The following is a 15,449-nucleotide window of genomic DNA, read 5'->3' on the forward strand; positions in this document are numbered from 1 at the left end:
CCCTTGTGGCAGGCCGGGGCGACGCGGCTGGCCGCGCTGCCCGCGCGCCAGCGGCGCTGGGCGTTGTTCGCGCTGCTCGTCATGCTGTTGCTGGCGGCCGTCGCCGCGCCGCGTGGCGATGTGCCGGGCGAGCCGCTCTATGCCGCGCTGCTGTCGGGGATGCGCTACGCCAGCGGTTTCTACGACGGGCTGGCCGATCTGTTGCGCGCCGATCCCGCGGCGCGGCCGCTGGGGCTGTTCCCGCCCGCGCTCGCGATCGTCGATTCGTCGCTGCCCGGCTGGGCGACGATGCTGCTGCTGGCGGCCGCGCTGACCGGCTGGCTGTGGATCGGCATGTTGCGCCTCGTCCCGCTGTTCGCGCGCGGCGGCGCGCAGGCGCTGGCGATCGCGCTGCTGGCGCTCGGCGCGGTCGCGGGTGCGTTGCTGTGGACCGATGCGCCGCACGCCGGCTGGGCGGCGCTGCTGGTCGCGCTGGCGGTGCTGGTGCGGCGCGCCGATCGCTGGGTCGCCGCCGCCGCGCTCGGCGCGCTGGCCGCGATGGTCGATCCCGCCGCGATCCTCGCCACCGCGATCCTTGCGCTGCTCGCGCTGGTCGACGGGTCGCGGCGCGAGGCGGCGGGCTGGGCCGCGGCCGCCGCGCTGGCGCTGGCTGTCCTGGGTGCGCACCTGTTCGCGCTGGGGCGGCTCGGCCTGCCGCCGTCGCAGGAGCTGGCGACGATGCCCGCCGGTGGCGCCGCGCGGCTGATCGCCGCCGCGCTGCCCGGCGTGCCCGCCGCGCTCGCCGCGCCGCTGCTGCTGCTCGCCGCGCTCGGGTGGGGCGCGCTGTCGCGGCCGTTGGGGCTGCGCGTGCTGGCGATCCTTGCCGCGGGCGTGGCGTGCGACGGGCTGTTCGGCGCGGGCACCGCGACGCTGGCGGCGCTGCTGGTCGCCCCCGGTCTCGCGCTCGCACCCGATGCGGTGGCCGATCTCTATCGCGGCGCGCTCGACAGACGCCGCTTCACCGTGACAAGGTTCCCCCGATGAGCCGTATCCTCCTGATCGTCGGCGGCGGCATCGCCGCGTACAAATCGTGCGAGATCGTCCGCACGCTGCGCCGCCGCGGCCATGCCGTGCGCTGCGTCCTGACCGAGGGCGGCAGCCATTTCGTCACCCCGATGACGCTCGCCGCGCTGAGCGAGGATCAGGTCTTCACCACCCTGTGGGATCTGAAGGACGAGGCGGAGATGGGCCATATCCAGCTCAGCCGGCAGGCCGATCTGGTCGTCATCGCCCCCGCCACCGCCGATCTGCTGGCGCGCATGGCCGGCGGGCTGGCGAACGATCTGGCCACCACATTGCTGCTCGCCACCGACAAGCCGGTGCTGGCGGCGCCGGCGATGAACGTGCGGATGTGGCAGCACCCGGCCACCCGCCGCAATGTCGCGCAATTGCGCGCCGACGGCGTGACGGTGATGGAGCCGGACGAGGGCGCGATGGCCTGTGGCGAGTTCGGCCCCGGCCGCCTGCCCGAACCCGATGCGATCGTCGCGCGCATCGAACAGATGCTGGCAGGAAACGCCCCTAGGCCGCTGTTCGGGCGCCATATCCTTGTCACGGCCGGCCCCACGCACGAGCCGATCGACCCGGTCCGCTACATCGCCAACCGCTCGTCGGGGAAACAGGGGTTTGCGATCGCCGGGGCGCTGGCGGCGCTGGGCGCGCGCGTCTCGCTGGTGGCCGGGCCGGTGCCGCTCCCCACCCCCGCCGGGGTCGATCGCATCGACGTCGAATCGGCGCAGGACATGGCCAATGCGGTCGCTGCCGCGCTGCCCGCCGATGCCGCGGTGATGGTCGCCGCGGTCGCCGACTGGCGCGCCGAGGATGCCGCCGGGCATAAGATCAAGAAGCGCCCCGGCGAACCGCCCGCCCCGCTGCAGCTGGTGGAGAATGTCGACATCCTCGCCACGCTGGCGCGCGGCCGACGCCGCCCCGCGCTGCTGGTCGGCTTCGCCGCGGAAACCGAGCATGTCGTAGACCACGCCACCGCCAAGCGCGCGCGCAAGGGCGCGGACTGGATCGTCGCCAACGACGTGTCGGGAGACGTGATGGGCGGCGACGCCAATACCGTCCACCTCATCACCGCCGATGGCGTCGAAAGCTGGGAACGGCTTCCCAAGGATCAGGTGGCGGCACGGCTGGCGGAACGGATCGCCGCCGCGTTGCTCTAAGGCATTTTTGTTCTTTTAATGTTCTCTTTTTTGTCGCATCCTACCCGCACAGGACGGGAGGATGACGATGGATCCCTATATCACGCTCGGCACGAATGACCTCGATGCGGCGGCGCGCTTTTACGATGCCACGCTGGCGACGATCGACTGGTCGTCGCATGCGCAGTTTCCCGGCTGGCGCGCCTATTCGGCGGGGGGCGCGGGCACGGGGCTGACCTTGTGGCTGGCGGCGCCCTTCGATGGCGCCGCTGCCTCCGCCGGCAACGGCACGATGATGGGCTTCCCCGCCACCTCCACCGATCAGGTCCATGCCTTCCACGCCGCCGCCATGGCGCCCGGCGGCAGCGACGAAGGCGCGCCGGGGCCGCGCGCGCATTACGGCCCGGGCTGGTATGCCGCCTATGTCCGCGATCCCGACGGCAACAAACTCGCGATCGTCTTCAATACGTGATGATGGTGCACTAGATTGCGCGCGATGACCCAATTGATGACGATTGCGATCCGGCGCCTGCCCCATGGCGCCGGCCTGCCGCTTCCCGCTTATGCCACCGCGGGGGCCGCGGGGATGGACGTGGTGGCGGCGGAGGACGTGACGCTCGCCCCCGGCGCGCGCCACGCGGTCGCCACGGGTTTCGCGATGGCGATCCCCGATGGCTATGAGGTGCAGGTGCGCCCGCGCTCGGGCCTCGCGCTCAAGCACGGCATCACCTGCCTCAACAGCCCCGGCACGATCGACAGCGACTATCGCGGCGAAGTGAAGGTGATCCTCGCCAATCTGGGCAGCGAGCCGTTCGCGGTGGTCCGCGGCGAACGCATCGCGCAACTGGTGCCCGCGCCGGTGCTGCGCGCGACGCTGGCGGAGGTCGCGTCGTTGGACGATACGCCGCGCGGCGCGGGTGGTTTCGGGTCGACCGGCCGATGATCGGCGCCCTGCTCGCGCAGGCGGCGATGGTCGCCGCGATCAATCCGCCGGGGGACTGGAGCGGGCTGGCCCCGCTGCCGATCCAGCGCCCCGCCGCGCCCGCCCGGGCGCTGTCGCAATTCGTGCGGGACGAAGTCGCCGCCGGGCGCTGCGCCGCGGCGGTGGCCACGCCGCGCGGCTACGCTCTGTCTGTCGATCTGGCGGTGCTGGTCGGCGCCGGCGGGCAGGTGCGCCGCATCGTGCCGCGGGCGATCGGCTGCGCCACGGTCGAACAATATGCCTCCGGCATCGCGCTCAACCTGACCCGCACCGCGCTGCGGGCGCCGGGCGCCGATACCTGGTATCGCACCACCGTCGACTTCGCCTGGTGACGGCGCTTTCCGCCGACGAACTGGCGCGCTACGCCCGGCATATCGTCCTGCCGGAAATCGGCGGCGCCGGGCAATTGCGGCTGAAGCGCGCGCATGTCGTGGTGATCGGCGCGGGCGGCATCGGATCGCCGGTGCTCCAGTATCTCGCCGCCGCCGGCATCGGGCAGCTGACCGTGATCGACGACGACCGGGTCGAGGCGAGCAACCTGCAACGCCAGACATTGTTCAGCACCGCCGACGCCGGCACCGCGAAGGTCGCCGCCGCCGCCGCCGCGCTGGCGCGCCTCAACCCGCATGTCCGGGTGGTACCGCACGCGGTCCGCATCGACGCCGCCACCGCGCCCGCGCTGCTGCGCGACGCCGACGTGGTGATCGACGGGTGCGACAATTTCGACACCCGGCTGGCGGTCGCCGATGCCGCGCTGGCGGCGCACGTACCGCTGGTATCCGCTGCGGTCGGCCGGTTCGAGGGGCAGCTGGGCGTGTTCCGCGGCTGGGAGCCGGCGCGCCCCTGCTACCGCTGCTTCGTCGGTGACGCGCCCGCGCGCGACGGGCTGACCTGCGCCGAGGAAGGCGTGCTCGGCCCGGTCACCGGCATCCTCGGCAGCCTCGCCGCGCTGGAGGCGATTCGCCAGATCGTGCCGTTCGGCGACGACGACGGGGGGGACGGCGCGGGGCGGCTGGTGCTGCTGGATTTCCTGTCGCTGCGCTTCCGCACGCTGGCCCTGCCCAAGGATCCGGGCTGCCGCGCGTGCGGCGGCGGGGCGGACTGACCGCGCGCTTCAGCCGACTCGCGCTTTCGCGAACGCGCGCACCGCCGGGGCGATGTCGGCGCGGTCCAGCGCCAGCGCCAGGTTCGCCATGATGAACCCGGTCTTGTCGCCGCAGTCGAAGCGCTCGCCGTTGAACGTGAAGCCGTGGAACGGCTGCTTGCCGATCAGCTTGGCCATCGCGTCGGTCAGCTGGATCTCGCCGCCCGCGCCGGTTTCCTTGGCGTCCAGGATCCGCATCACCTCGGGCTGCAGGATGTAGCGGCCCGGGATCATCAGGTTCGACGGGGCGCTGCCCTTCGCCGGCTTCTCGACCAGCGCCGCCACCTCGGTCAGCGCGCCGTCGCGCGCGCCGGGGGAGATGATGCCGTATTTGTCGGTATCCTCGGGCGCGACTTCCAGCGCACCGATCACATTGCCGCCGACCTCGTTATAGGCCGCGACCATTTGCGCCATGAAATTGGGGGTGCCGACCATCAGTTCGTCGGGCAGCAGCACCGCGAACGGTTCGTCGCCGACGATCTCGCGCGCGCACCACACCGCATGGCCCAGCCCCAGCGGCTCCTGCTGCCGGACATAGACGGGCGATCCGGGCTGCTGGCGGATATTCTCGATCACCGACAGGCTCTTGCCGCGCGCGCGCATCGTGGTTTCCAGTTCGAACGAAATGTCGAAATGGTCCTCCAGCGCGCCCTTGCCGCGCCCGGTGACGAAGATGATCTGCTCGATCCCCGCCTCCAGCGCCTCTTCGACCGCATATTGGATCAACGGCTTGTCGACGACGGTCAGCATTTCCTTCGGCATCGCCTTGGTGGCGGGCAGGAAGCGCGTGCCCAGCCCCGCGACTGGGAACACGGCCTTGCGGATCGGCTTGATCGTCATTCGTCCCTCCTGTGTGGCGGCGGCTCTGTACCCATAGTGATGATCGGCTGCAATTGCTTCCGCTGTGCACCGCAGCATGCTTCGCTTGCCGCGGCGCGGCGGGCGAGCACGGCTTGCCGCGGCGCGGCAGCGGGGGTAGGAACCGCCGCCTCGCTCGTTCGTTGCGGCCACTCATCCATGTTCACCAAGTTCCTGCGCGCGCGCCGCGTCCCCCCACCCGCCGTGCCCGCCGTTGCGGATGGTACGCGCATCTACGCCATCGGCGACATCCACGGCTGCCTGACACAGCTCGACCAGCTGCTGGCGCTGATTGACGCGGACGACGCGGCCCGTGGCGCCGACGCGCAGACGCAACTGATCTTCCTGGGCGACCTGGTGGACCGCGGGCCGGATTCGGCGGGGGTCGTGTCGCGGCTGCTCGACCTGTCGCACGCCCGCCCGGACACCCGCTTCCTGAAGGGCAATCACGAGGAGATCTTCCTGCGCGCGCTGGAAGGCGACGCGGAGGCGCTGCGGCTGTTCTGCCGGATCGGCGGGCGCGAGACGATCCTCAGCTACGGCCTCGACAGCGCGGAATATGACGGGCTCGACTACCCCGAACTGGCCGCGCGGATGGAAGGGATCGTCCCGGCCGCGCATCGCGATTTCCTGACCGCGTTCGAGGACATGGTCGTGTCGGGGGGTTATGCCTTCGTCCACGCCGGCGTGCGCCCGGGGGTCCCGCTGGAACAGCAGCATGCGGCCGAGCTGCGCTGGATCCGCAGCAGCTTCCTCACCTATCGCAACGCGCATCCCAAGATGATCGTCCACGGCCACACCATTTCGGAGGAGGTCGATCGCCAGCCCAACCGCATCGGCGTCGATACCGGCGCCTATTCGACCGGGCGCCTGTCGGCGCTGGGGCTGGAGGGAACGGAAAGCTGGGTGCTGAACACCTGATCCACCATCGCGATCGGCGCGAGGCCGCGCGATCGTTACGGTTTCATGTCAGCGATACTGTACGAAAGTGCCGCCGAAACAGCCGATTTTCGCGGCGTCGGGGCATCGGGGACTATTGATCTTTAATACTTTTGACGTAAGAGGAGACTCGAACGCAAAGGGAGTTTCACATGCGTCTTGCGAAGTACATGCTCGCCGCCGCCGCCGCCACGATGGCGGTTGCTCCGGCGATGGCCGCTCCGGCCAACCCCGCCGCCAGCCTGTCGGTCGCCAAGTCGGCGCGTGCGTCGACCTCGTCGGCCAAGAAGAATGACGTCGCCGGTGGCGGTGTGATCGTCGCGATCCTGGCGGCTGCTGCCGTTGTCGCCGGCATCGTCGTCGTCGCCGACGAAGACTCGCAGGCGGATAGCAACTAAGAGTTGCGCCGTTCCTCCGGGACGAAGGAATAGCGGCCCCCGGGCCGCTATTTTTTTGCCCGTGCGCGGCGGTGCGGTCAGCAACGCTCCGTTTCGTGCGCGACGACCGGGCCGAGCGGCCGCAGGGCGGCCCGATCATCCGGAGCGGAAAATGCCTCCACGACAAATGCACCTGGCCGCTGCGCTGGTCCTCGCCCTGTCGAGCATCACCCCAACGGCGCATGCCCAACCCGCCGGCGGCCCGCCGCCGTCCGCCGGATCGGTCGTGAACGCCGGCGCTGATCCGCTGACAGTGCGGATCCACGTCGAAGATGTCGAACGTTTCGCAACGCTGTTGTCCGCCACGAACGCACGACCCAGCGCGGCCGACGTTCAACGCGGCTATCTGGACCACGCCTCTTATGGCGTGTCGGTCTTCACACCCGGCCGGATCGGGGATGCAGCCCGACTTGCCGACAAGATCCGCGCTGACCCGGATCTCTATCGTCGAGCGGTCAGCGATTGCCTTCCGCGTGTAAAGGCTGCGACCGCCGATCTCCGGGCGATCTACCTGGCCTTGCGCGGATTGCTTCCGGACCGGCCGCTGCCGCACATCTATGTCGTGATCGGTGCCGGCAATTCGGGCGGTACAGCCGGCCCCGGCGCGCAGGTGATCGGGCTGGAGGTGCTGTGTCGGGAAAACCCCTCCCCCGCGGGGTTCAGAACGGCGCTGCGCCGTTTCTTCGCACATGAAACCGTCCACACGTTCCAGCAGAATATTTCAGGCATCGAGGCGTCGCCTCTGCTGGGCGAAGCCCTTGTCGAGGGGGCGGCGGACTTCATCGCAGCGCTTGTGACGGGAGAGATACCCGAGCCAGAACGGGCGCGATGGGCCTTGCCGCGTGAAAAAATCCTGTGGGCGCAGTTCGTGAAAGACATGCCCGCCAGCCTTCCGACCGCTCGGGACGATCCGCCGGCTGAGGCGGTCGAGGCGGTCAACAGATGGCTGCACAATTACGGATCGGCACCACCGGGGTGGCCCGGTGAAGTCGGCTATTGGGTCGGGATGCGGATCTGGACGGCATATTATGCGAACGCCAGCGACAAGCATCGTGCCATTGCGGACATGCTGACGTGGCATGATCCCGAACTGATCCTGCGCAAGAGCGGGTATCGACCGGCAATCCCCGAATAATCGCAAGAAGCGCCCGGTGCCCGTCGCGACTGGACAAGCGCCCGCCGCGCGCCACCGGGGTCCTGGCGATGTGGCGCGGTCCCGATCCTCCACCGGTCGCGTCGCTGCCGGATCATCGCGAATGATCGACGGCCCTGCCGTGGCGGCGCGGCAAGGGACCTGCGGCCCGCGACCCACCCGGGCCTTGTCGCGCAGCCCTCGACATTGCAGGCCCCGATCGCGAAAGGGGCGCCGCCGAATCCATCGGCAGCGCCCCTTGTCTCAACACCCGCACCGAAATGCGGTCGGCTCAATTCCCGGCGGGCGGCGCCCCCGCACCCGGCGCACCCGGCGCGCCGCGCGGCGGCATGCCGCCCATCATCTGCTGCTGCATCTGCAACTGGCGCAGCGTCGCCTCGGGGATGAAGTCCTGCAGTTCGACGTCGAACACCAGCGTCGAATTGGCCGGGATCGGGCCGTTCGCCTTCGCGCCGTAGCCCAGGTTCGGCGGGATCCAGAAGCGGTACTTGGCGCCCTTGTGCATCAGCTTCAGCCCTTCGGAGAAGCCCGGCACCGCGCCCGCGACCGGCAGCGGCGTGGGCTGCTGCGACTTGTCGAAGGTGGTGCCGTCCATCAACTTGCCTTCGTAGTTGATGAGCGCGACGTCGGCGTCGGTCGGCTTGGCGCCGGTCACGTCACCGGGCACGACCACCTTGTACCGCAGGCCCGACGATGTGCTGACGATCCCGGTGTCACCGGCGCGCGCCAGCGCGACCCCGGCGATCGCCGCCAGCACCAGCCCCACGACCAGCCACAACACATAGGCCCGCTTCACGGGCTGGAGCGGAACGGCGGTCACGGTCGACATGGTGCGGCAAACCCCGGTTGGCGCGGCCGGGATCGGCCGCCGGTCGGCAATGGGAAGGGCTCGTCACCGGCCGCCGTCAACGCGGCGGCCGGCGCGGCGCGGGTCTTACCGTGCGCCGTCGCGCTCGGCGCGCTTGCGCTCCAGCTTGCGGGCGCGACGCACCGCAGCCGCACGCTCGCGGGCGCGCTTTTCCGACGGCTTCTCGTAATGACGGCGCAGCTTCATTTCGCGATACACGCCCTCGCGCTGCAGCTTCTTCTTGAGCGCGCGAAGGGCCTGGTCGACGTTATTGTCGCGAACGATGATCTGCATAAAACCGTCACACTCCGGGTAAAACGAGTAAAGCGGCGGCGGGCATGGCCCGCGCCGAACGAACCGCCTCTAACAGCAACCCGCCCGCATCGCAACCCACACGTCAGCCGATCAGCTTGGGCGCGGGGATCGCGCGGCGGTGGCGCAGCGCGGGCACGCGCGCCCGCACCTCGTCCACGCGCGCGGGGTCGATCGTGGCATAGCCGATCCCGGGCGCCTCGCCCATGTCCAGCACCACCTCGCCCCACGGATCGACCACCAGCGAATGGCCGAAGGTGGCGCGCCCGTCCGCATGCACCCCGGTCTGCGCCGCGGCGACGACATAGGCGCCGGCCTCGATCGCTCGCGCGCGCAACAGGACGTGCCAGTGCGCCGCCCCGGTCGGCCGCGTGAACGACGACGGCACCGACAGCACCCGCGCGCCGGCATCGCTCAGCGCGCGGTACAGGTCGGGGAAGCGCATGTCGTAACAGATCGACAGCCCCATCGCGCCCACCGGCGTGGTGACCAGCACCGGGCGGTCGCCCCCGGCATAAGCCGCCGATTCGCGCCAGCTTTCGCCGGTCGGCAGGTCGACGTCGAACAGGTGCATCTTGTCATAGCGGGCGCGGATATGCCCCTGCGCGTCGATCACGAAGCCGCGGTTGGCCATGCGCGGATCGTTGCGGCGCAGCGCCAGCGATCCCAGGTGCACCCACACCCCCGCCTCGGCCGCCGCCTCGCGCACCGCCCGCAGCACGCGGTCCTCGTCCTCCTTGACCAGATGCGCCGCGGCGCGCGCGCGGTCGCGGTCCAGCAACCCGGACATCTCCGGCGTGAACACCATCGCCGCGCCGTTGCCCGCGGCCTCGCGGATCGCGGCCACCAGTTCGGCGGCATTGGCGTCGGGGTCGATGCCGGTGGTGGTCTGGACGACGGCGATCTTCGTTACGTGCACTCTACTCTCACCCTTCCCGACGTCGCATGGGGTTGCGCCGGTCCGCCCGCGCTCGCATGACGCGGGCCATGACCTCGACCCCGCTCGTCCTCTACAACAGCCTGACGCGCCGTTTGGAGCCGTTCCGCCCGCTCGATCCCGCCAATGTCCGCGTCTATTCGTGCGGCCCGACCGTCTATCATTACGCGCATATCGGCAATCTGCGCGCCTATGTCTTCACCGATACGCTGTCGCGCGTGCTGACGTGGAAGGGATGGCCGCTGACGCATGTCGTCAACATCACCGACGTCGGCCATCTGACGTCGGACGCCGATGCCGGCGACGACAAGATGGAGGCAGCGGCGCGGCGCAGCGGGCAGGATATCTGGGCGATCGCCCGGCATTATACCGATGCCTTCACACGCAACCTCGACGACCTGAACATCCGCCGCCCGACGCACATGCCGCTGGCGACCGATCATGTCGCGGAGATGATCCAATGGGGCGTCGCGATCGCCGAGCGGCATTGCTACCTGTTGCCCGACGGCCTGTATTTCGACACCAGCACCGTCCCCGACTACGGCCGGCTGGCGGGCGCGGCGGACGATGCCGCCCATGCGCGGATCGATGCGGTGGCGGGCAAGCGCCAGCCGCAGGATTTCGCGATCTGGCGTACCACCCCGCCGGGCGAGACGCGGCAGATGGAGTGGGATTCGCCCTGGGGTCGCGGCGCGCCGGGCTGGCACCTGGAATGCTCGGTGATGAGCCGCAAATATCTGGGCGCGGCGTTCGACATCCACACCGGCGGGATCGACCATCGCGAAATCCACCACCCCAATGAAATCGCGCAGAACCAGGCGTATTGCGAATGTGAAGACACGGGCGCAACCTTCTGGATGCACAACAATTTCCTCGTCGATCGTACCGGCAAGATGAGCAAGTCGTCGGGCGAGTTCCTGACGCTGCAACGCTTGGTCGACCGCGGTTTCCACCCGCTCGCCTACCGGCTGATGTGCCTGCAGGCGCAGTATCGCAGCGAGCTGGAATTCTCCTGGGACAATCTCGCCGCCGCGCAGGTGCGACTGAAGCGGCTGGTCCACGCCGTCACCGCGCTGAAGGCGCGGGCCGAGGCGCCGACCGGCAAGGACACCTCGGTCTATCGCGCCGAGCTGGACGCCGCCGTGTCGGACGATCTGGCGACGCCGCGCGCGCTGCCGGTGCTCGACGCGCTGCTGGCCGACAAGAAACTGGCCCCCGCCGACCGGCTGGTCGCGCTGGCCGATTTCGATGCGGTGCTGGGCCTCGACCTCGCGACGCTCTCGCGTGAGGCGCTGCGGGTCCGTCCCGCCGATGCGACGATCGACGAGGATACGATCGCGGCGCGGCTCGCCGACCGGCGCGAGGCGCGCGCGGCGAAGGACTTCGCCCGGTCCGACGCGATCCGCGACGAACTGGCCGCCGCGGGGGTGGAGGTGATGGACGGCGATCCGCTCGGCTGGGACTGGAAGACAACGATCTGAACGGCTTAAAGGCACAGGCTCGCACCGGCGCGCAGCAACCGGGCGACACGATGAGGAGAGCAGGCATGGCAGCACGGATCACGCCCCGCACGACGGCACCGCGCCGGTGAAGGCCGTCCTCCCCGCGCTCGCCCGCCCGCTGCTGGAACCGGCGCTGCCCGCCGACCTCGACGTCGCGTGGTTCCGCACCCCGGACGATGCCGCCGCGATGATCGCCGACGCGGATATCGCGTGGATCGACATGTCGCCGGTAACGCATATCGCCGCCGCGATCCGCGGCGCCGGGCCGCAGCTCAAATGGGTGTCGACGCTCTACGCCGGACTGGACGCCTTCCCGCTCGACGACCTGCGGCGGCGCGGCGCGATCGTCACCAACGGCGCGGGGATCAACGCGATCGCGGTCGCCGAATATGCGGTCATGGGCGTGCTGGTCGGCGCCAAACGGTTCGACACGGTGCTGCGCGCGCACGACCGACACGAATGGCTCGCCGACGCCCCCGGCAAGATCGAGCTGTTCGAATCCCGCGCGCTGATCGTCGGCTATGGCGCGATCGGGCGGCTGATCGGCGAACGGCTGGCGGCGTTCGGGGTGGCGGTGACCGGCGTCACCCGCTCCGCGCGCGACGGCACGATCGCCCCCGATGCGTGGCGTGCGCGGCTGGGCGAGTTCGACTGGGTGATCCTCGCCGCCCCCTCGACCGACGCGACCAGGGCGATGATCGGCGCGGACGAACTGGCCGCGATGAAGCGCAGCGCTTGGCTCATCAACATCGCGCGCGGCGACATGATCGACGACGCCGCGCTGATCGCCGCACTGACCGACGGCACGATCGCGGGCGCCTTCCTCGATCCGACCACGCCCGAGCCGCTGCCCGCCGACCATCCGTTGTGGGATGCGCCCAACGCGATCATCACCATGCACCTGTCGGGGCGCGCCCAGACGAAGATGTTCCAGCGCACCGCCGCGCTGTTCCTGCGCAACCTCACCGCCTTCCGCGCCGGGGCCGCCATGGAGAATGTCGCCGATCTCGATGCCGGCTATTGACGGCCGGCATCCATGACGGCCCCCGACGGCGGCACGATCCACCGCGCGTCGACCACGAATCATCCGCTTTTCATCGTTCCGGGCATGTGCGGCGCGCGCGTCGATTGAAACGATGAAATCACGCTGCCATAGCAACGCGATACGGGCCGACCGAGTGGGAGTAGATGGTGGAACTGCGACTGGTCATCGCTTACGCGATTTTGGCGGTGCTGGTGGTGGCGACCGCGGTGGGCCTAGCGCTGTTCCAGCGCCGCCGCGCGGCCCGGCGCCTGCGGATGCGCGGGATCAAGCTCGACCAGCGCCGCTAGGGTCGGGACCCCATTGGCGGCAATGATCGTGATGGAGCCGGAAAAGGCGCAGCGTCGGTTTGTATTGACTGCCGGCACGTCGCTCCGCTTGTTCATCGTCGCCGACGTCAATGGACCACCGCCAGCGCGCTGATCCAGCTGACCATGAACTGGGCGCAGAAGTCGGTGTCGCCGACGCGCGCGACGATCATCTACGCCAGCGAGCCGGTATGGGGGGCGTCGTCGGCCGGACGGCGGGCGATCGCTTGCTGGGGCTGGCGCTGCTCGGTGCCGCATTGATCGTCGCCGGCGTGGTGGTCAGCGAACGCAGGCCGCGCCGCTCGAACGTGCAGAAACGTTGATCCCCGGCGGCCATCCGACCGCCATCCCCCGCATCTCCGCACGAACCGACCTTCTTCTTCCCCGCTTCCCCGCGTAAACCATATGGCCCGCACCACCAGCATCGGAGCCACCGACCGCCATGGATCTTCGCCTCGCCCGCCGTACCGCGATCGTCTGCGCCTCCAGCCACGGACTGGGCCGCGCCTGCGCCACGTCGCTGGCCGCCGCGGGGTGCGATCTCGTGCTCAACGGCCGCGACGCGGCCGCGCTCGCCGCCGCCGCGGCCGATCTGCGCGCCGCCGGGGCGGCGGTGGAGACGGTCGCGGGCGATATCGCCGACGATGGCGTGCAGCGCGCACTGGTGGATGCCGCAGGCGGCGCGCCCGATATCCTGGTGAACAACAACGCCGGCCCTCCGCTGCGCGATTTCCGGCAGCTGGATGCGGACGCGATCCATGCCGGGCTGGATGCCAACATGGTCGTCCCGATCCGCATGGTGCAAAAGGTGATCGACGGCATGATCGAGCGCCGTTTCGGCCGCATCGTGTGCATCACCTCCGGCTCGGTGAAGTCGCCGGTCGCCGGGCTGGACCTGTCCAGCGGCGCGCGCATCGGATTGACCGGTTTTCTGGCGGGCGTGGCGCGGCAGGCCGCGGGCGCGAACGTCACGATCAACTTCCTGCTGCCCGGCCTGTTCGCGACCCGCCGGCTGGAGGGGGTGCACGCCTTCACCGCCAGGACGCAGGGGATCACGCCGGAGGAAGCCGAACGGCGCGCCCGCGCGCGCATCCCCGCCGGGCGTTTCGGCGATCCGGCCGAATTCGGCGATGCCTGCGCCTTCCTGTGTTCGGCGCAGGCCGGGTTCATCACCGGGCAGAGCCTGCTCGTCGATGGCGGGGCGTACCCGGGGGTTCTATAAACCGGAACTTGTTTGCGCGGCGCGCACGATTCGTTCATGGCGGCGCCCGCATTGGTAAGGAAGATGACGTATGGCCACGAATTGGGCCCCCGACAGCTGGACCGCGGCAGAGGCCCGCCAGCTCCCCGACTATCCCGACGCCGCCGCACTGGCGCAGGCGACGCAGCGGCTGTCGTCCTATCCGCCGCTGGTTTTCGCGGGTGAGGCGCGCAACCTCACCGCCGATCTGGCGCGCGTGGCGGAGGGGCAGGCGTTCCTGCTCCAGGGCGGCGACTGCGCGGAAAGCTTTGCCGAATTCCACCCCAACAACATCCGCGACACTTTCCGCGTCATCCTCCAGATGGCGGTCGTGCTCACCTATGCCTCGAAGCTGCCGGTGGTGAAGGTCGGCCGCATGGCGGGCCAGTTCGCCAAGCCGCGCTCGGCTCCGACCGAGACGATCGACGGCGTGGAACTGCCCAGCTACCGCGGCGACAATGTCAACGATATCGGTTTCACCGCCGAATCGCGGCTGCCCGATCCCGAACGGATGCTGCGCGGCTATTCGCAGTCGGCCGCCACGCTCAACCTGCTGCGCGCCTTCGCGCAGGGCGGCTATGCGAACCTCCACCAGGTCCATCGCTGGACGCACGATTATATGGGCCGCAGCCCGTGGGCCGCGAAATATGCCGAGACCGCCGATCGCATCGGCGAGGCGCTGGATTTCATGGCGGCGTGCGGGATCAACCCCGATACCGTGCCGCAGCTGTCGCAGACCACCTTCTACACCAGCCACGAAGCGCTGCTGCTGCCGTTCGAACAGGCGATGACGCGGCAGGATTCGCTGACCGGCGACTGGTACGATACGTCGGCGCACTTCCTGTGGATCGGCGATCGCACCCGCTTCGACGGGTCGGCGCATGTCGAATTCCTGCGCGGCATCGGCAACCCGATCGGCATCAAGTGTGGCCCCTCGCTGGAGCCGGACGCGCTGCTCAGGATGCTCGACACGCTCAATCCGGGGCGCGTGCCGGGCCGGATGACGCTCATCACCCGCTACGGCTATGACAAGATCGAGGCGCATCTGCCGCGGCTGGTGCGCGCGGTGACCCGCGAAGGGCATCCGGTGATCTGGTCGTGCGACCCGATGCACGGCAATACGGTGAAGGCGGCGACCGGGTACAAGACCCGCCCGTTCGATCGCATCCTGGCGGAGGTGCGCGGCTTCTTCGCGGTGCACCGTGCGGAGGGGACCCATGCCGGCGGCATCCATGCCGAAATGACCGGGCAGAACGTCACCGAATGCACCGGCGGCGCGATCGACGTCACCGAACAGAGCCTGGCGGATCGCTACCACACCCATTGCGATCCGCGGCTCAACGCCGGGCAGAGCCTCGAACTGGCGTTCCTGCTCGCCGAAATGCTCAATGCGGAGATGGCGGAGCGCCGGAAGGCCGCCTGAGCGGCTTTGATCGCGCGATAAGGGGGCACGGATCACGTCCGCACCGCGGCCGTTTTCGTGCCCCTCCTCGTGCGCACCGCGCGCTTTTGCCGCCCTATCGAAGTCCGGGGCGCTTCCCACCCCCCGCAAACCGCTTGAC

The 15,449-nt window shown here is 69.8% G+C and carries 19 protein-coding genes; 15 read left to right on the forward strand and 4 right to left on the reverse strand.

The genetic code is table 11. From position 1 onward, the window contains the following. The 6 genes from AX685_RS22690 to AX685_RS14370 form a co-directional block, all read left to right on the forward strand. Positions 1 to 1,023, forward strand: a 1,023-nt coding sequence (locus AX685_RS22690; RefSeq protein ID WP_066489863.1) for a hypothetical protein, incomplete at its 5' end; no start/stop codon positions are given. Beyond that, complete coding sequence (gene coaBC, locus AX685_RS14350; RefSeq protein ID WP_066489865.1) at positions 1,020 to 2,207, forward strand: bifunctional phosphopantothenoylcysteine decarboxylase/phosphopantothenate--cysteine ligase CoaBC; 1,188 nt, start codon at positions 1,020 to 1,022, stop codon at positions 2,205 to 2,207. The genes AX685_RS22690 and coaBC, both read left to right, overlap by 4 nt. A gap of 61 nt (positions 2,208 to 2,268) precedes the next feature. Further along, positions 2,269 to 2,658, forward strand: coding sequence for a VOC family protein (locus tag AX685_RS14355; protein ID WP_331710175.1), 390 nt, complete (start codon positions 2,269 to 2,271; stop codon positions 2,656 to 2,658). Positions 2,659 to 2,682: 24 nt separating this feature from the next. Next, the gene (gene dut / locus AX685_RS14360; RefSeq protein WP_066489867.1) at positions 2,683 to 3,129 is read left to right on the forward strand and encodes a dUTP diphosphatase; all 447 of its coding nucleotides are present in this window, start codon (positions 2,683 to 2,685) and stop codon (positions 3,127 to 3,129) included. Continuing rightward, a complete protein-coding gene (locus tag AX685_RS14365) occupies positions 3,126 to 3,500 on the forward strand; it encodes a hypothetical protein (RefSeq protein ID WP_066489869.1) in 375 nt (124 codons plus the stop codon). Before dut ends, AX685_RS14365 begins: the two co-directional genes overlap by 4 nt. Beyond that, positions 3,497 to 4,273, forward strand: coding sequence for a HesA/MoeB/ThiF family protein (locus AX685_RS14370; protein ID WP_066489871.1), 777 nt, complete (start codon positions 3,497 to 3,499; stop codon positions 4,271 to 4,273). Before AX685_RS14365 ends, AX685_RS14370 begins: the two co-directional genes overlap by 4 nt. Before the next feature lie 9 nt (positions 4,274 to 4,282). Here AX685_RS14370 and galU read toward each other — a convergent pair whose 3' ends face one another. Then, positions 4,283 to 5,152, reverse strand: coding sequence for a UTP--glucose-1-phosphate uridylyltransferase GalU (galU, locus tag AX685_RS14375; protein WP_066489873.1), 870 nt, complete (start codon positions 5,150 to 5,152; stop codon positions 4,283 to 4,285). Between the two features lie 177 nt (positions 5,153 to 5,329). On the opposite strand from galU, the gene AX685_RS14380 reads away from it, so the two are divergent. From AX685_RS14380 to AX685_RS14390, 3 genes are all read left to right on the forward strand, one after another. Next, complete coding sequence (locus AX685_RS14380) at positions 5,330 to 6,091, forward strand: metallophosphoesterase family protein (RefSeq protein ID WP_066489875.1); 762 nt, start codon at positions 5,330 to 5,332, stop codon at positions 6,089 to 6,091. A 170-nt stretch (positions 6,092 to 6,261) separates the two neighbouring features. Continuing rightward, positions 6,262 to 6,507 carry a hypothetical protein gene (locus tag AX685_RS14385; protein WP_066489883.1) on the forward strand — a complete coding sequence of 82 codons (246 nt, stop codon included), beginning with the start codon at positions 6,262 to 6,264 and terminating at the stop codon, positions 6,505 to 6,507. 166 nt (positions 6,508 to 6,673) lie between these two features. Further along, entirely contained in the window at positions 6,674 to 7,681 is a 1,008-nt protein-coding gene (locus AX685_RS14390; RefSeq protein WP_231738894.1) for a DUF2268 domain-containing protein, read from the forward strand. Between the two features lie 289 nt (positions 7,682 to 7,970). Here AX685_RS14390 and AX685_RS14395 read toward each other — a convergent pair whose 3' ends face one another. The 3 genes from AX685_RS14395 to AX685_RS14405 form a co-directional block, all read right to left on the reverse strand. Continuing rightward, a complete protein-coding gene (locus tag AX685_RS14395; RefSeq protein ID WP_066489888.1) occupies positions 7,971 to 8,528 on the reverse strand; it encodes an FKBP-type peptidyl-prolyl cis-trans isomerase in 558 nt (185 codons plus the stop codon). Between the two features lie 105 nt (positions 8,529 to 8,633). Next, complete coding sequence (gene rpsU, locus AX685_RS14400; RefSeq protein ID WP_007404630.1) at positions 8,634 to 8,840, reverse strand: 30S ribosomal protein S21; 207 nt, start codon at positions 8,838 to 8,840, stop codon at positions 8,634 to 8,636. 103 nt (positions 8,841 to 8,943) lie between these two features. Next, a complete protein-coding gene (locus AX685_RS14405; protein ID WP_066489891.1) occupies positions 8,944 to 9,777 on the reverse strand; it encodes a carbon-nitrogen hydrolase family protein in 834 nt (277 codons plus the stop codon). Positions 9,778 to 9,845: 68 nt separating this feature from the next. Here AX685_RS14405 and cysS point away from each other — a divergent pair, with 68 nt between their 5' ends. The 6 genes from cysS to AX685_RS14425 all read left to right on the forward strand — a co-directional run bounded on the left by cysS (position 9,846) and on the right by AX685_RS14425 (position 15,310). Continuing rightward, the gene (gene cysS / locus AX685_RS14410) at positions 9,846 to 11,276 is read left to right on the forward strand and encodes a cysteine--tRNA ligase (RefSeq protein ID WP_066489893.1); all 1,431 of its coding nucleotides are present in this window, start codon (positions 9,846 to 9,848) and stop codon (positions 11,274 to 11,276) included. A gap of 106 nt (positions 11,277 to 11,382) precedes the next feature. After that, on the forward strand, positions 11,383 to 12,321 hold the full coding sequence (locus AX685_RS14415) for a D-2-hydroxyacid dehydrogenase (RefSeq protein ID WP_066489895.1): 939 nt from the start codon (positions 11,383 to 11,385) through the stop codon (positions 12,319 to 12,321). A 167-nt stretch (positions 12,322 to 12,488) separates the two neighbouring features. Next, positions 12,489 to 12,629 carry a hypothetical protein gene (locus tag AX685_RS21705; protein ID WP_156445825.1) on the forward strand — a complete coding sequence of 47 codons (141 nt, stop codon included), beginning with the start codon at positions 12,489 to 12,491 and terminating at the stop codon, positions 12,627 to 12,629. A gap of 110 nt (positions 12,630 to 12,739) precedes the next feature. Further along, the gene (locus AX685_RS21135; protein ID WP_197418629.1) at positions 12,740 to 12,970 is read left to right on the forward strand and encodes a hypothetical protein; all 231 of its coding nucleotides are present in this window, start codon (positions 12,740 to 12,742) and stop codon (positions 12,968 to 12,970) included. A gap of 119 nt (positions 12,971 to 13,089) precedes the next feature. Then, positions 13,090 to 13,869, forward strand: a complete 780-nt coding sequence (locus AX685_RS14420) for an SDR family oxidoreductase (protein ID WP_066489898.1) — start codon at positions 13,090 to 13,092, stop codon at positions 13,867 to 13,869. Positions 13,870 to 13,939: 70 nt separating this feature from the next. Beyond that, positions 13,940 to 15,310, forward strand: a complete 1,371-nt coding sequence (locus tag AX685_RS14425; protein ID WP_066489900.1) for a class II 3-deoxy-7-phosphoheptulonate synthase — start codon at positions 13,940 to 13,942, stop codon at positions 15,308 to 15,310. Positions 15,311 to 15,449 lie beyond the last annotated feature (139 nt).

The organism is Sphingomonas sp. CCH9-F2 (genome assembly GCF_001556735.1).
In the GTDB taxonomy this organism is placed as follows: Bacteria; Pseudomonadota; Alphaproteobacteria; order Sphingomonadales; family Sphingomonadaceae; genus Sphingomonas; species Sphingomonas ginsenosidimutans.

Excerpts from the sequence above, each read along its gene's own strand:
- coaBC (WP_066489865.1), top strand. The coding sequence starts at position 1,020 with ATGAGCCGTATCCTCCTGATCGTCGGCGGCGGCATCGCCGCGTACAAA.
- AX685_RS14355 (WP_331710175.1), top strand. The coding sequence starts at position 2,269 with ATGACGATGGATCCCTATATCACGCTCGGCACGAATGACCTCGATGCG.
- dut (WP_066489867.1), top strand. The coding sequence starts at position 2,683 with ATGACCCAATTGATGACGATTGCGATCCGGCGCCTGCCCCATGGCGCC.
- AX685_RS14365 (WP_066489869.1), top strand. The coding sequence starts at position 3,126 with ATGATCGGCGCCCTGCTCGCGCAGGCGGCGATGGTCGCCGCGATCAAT.
- galU (WP_066489873.1), bottom strand. The coding sequence starts at position 5,152 with ATGACGATCAAGCCGATCCGCAAGGCCGTGTTCCCAGTCGCGGGGCTG.
- AX685_RS14380 (WP_066489875.1), top strand. The coding sequence starts at position 5,330 with ATGTTCACCAAGTTCCTGCGCGCGCGCCGCGTCCCCCCACCCGCCGTG.
- AX685_RS14385 (WP_066489883.1), top strand. The coding sequence starts at position 6,262 with ATGCGTCTTGCGAAGTACATGCTCGCCGCCGCCGCCGCCACGATGGCG.
- AX685_RS14390 (WP_231738894.1), top strand. The coding sequence starts at position 6,674 with ATGCACCTGGCCGCTGCGCTGGTCCTCGCCCTGTCGAGCATCACCCCA.
- AX685_RS14395 (WP_066489888.1), bottom strand. The coding sequence starts at position 8,528 with ATGTCGACCGTGACCGCCGTTCCGCTCCAGCCCGTGAAGCGGGCCTAT.
- rpsU (WP_007404630.1), bottom strand. The coding sequence starts at position 8,840 with ATGCAGATCATCGTTCGCGACAATAACGTCGACCAGGCCCTTCGCGCG.
- cysS (WP_066489893.1), top strand. The coding sequence starts at position 9,846 with ATGACCTCGACCCCGCTCGTCCTCTACAACAGCCTGACGCGCCGTTTG.
- AX685_RS21135 (WP_197418629.1), top strand. The coding sequence starts at position 12,740 with ATGGACCACCGCCAGCGCGCTGATCCAGCTGACCATGAACTGGGCGCA.
- AX685_RS14420 (WP_066489898.1), top strand. The coding sequence starts at position 13,090 with ATGGATCTTCGCCTCGCCCGCCGTACCGCGATCGTCTGCGCCTCCAGC.
- AX685_RS14425 (WP_066489900.1), top strand. The coding sequence starts at position 13,940 with ATGGCCACGAATTGGGCCCCCGACAGCTGGACCGCGGCAGAGGCCCGC.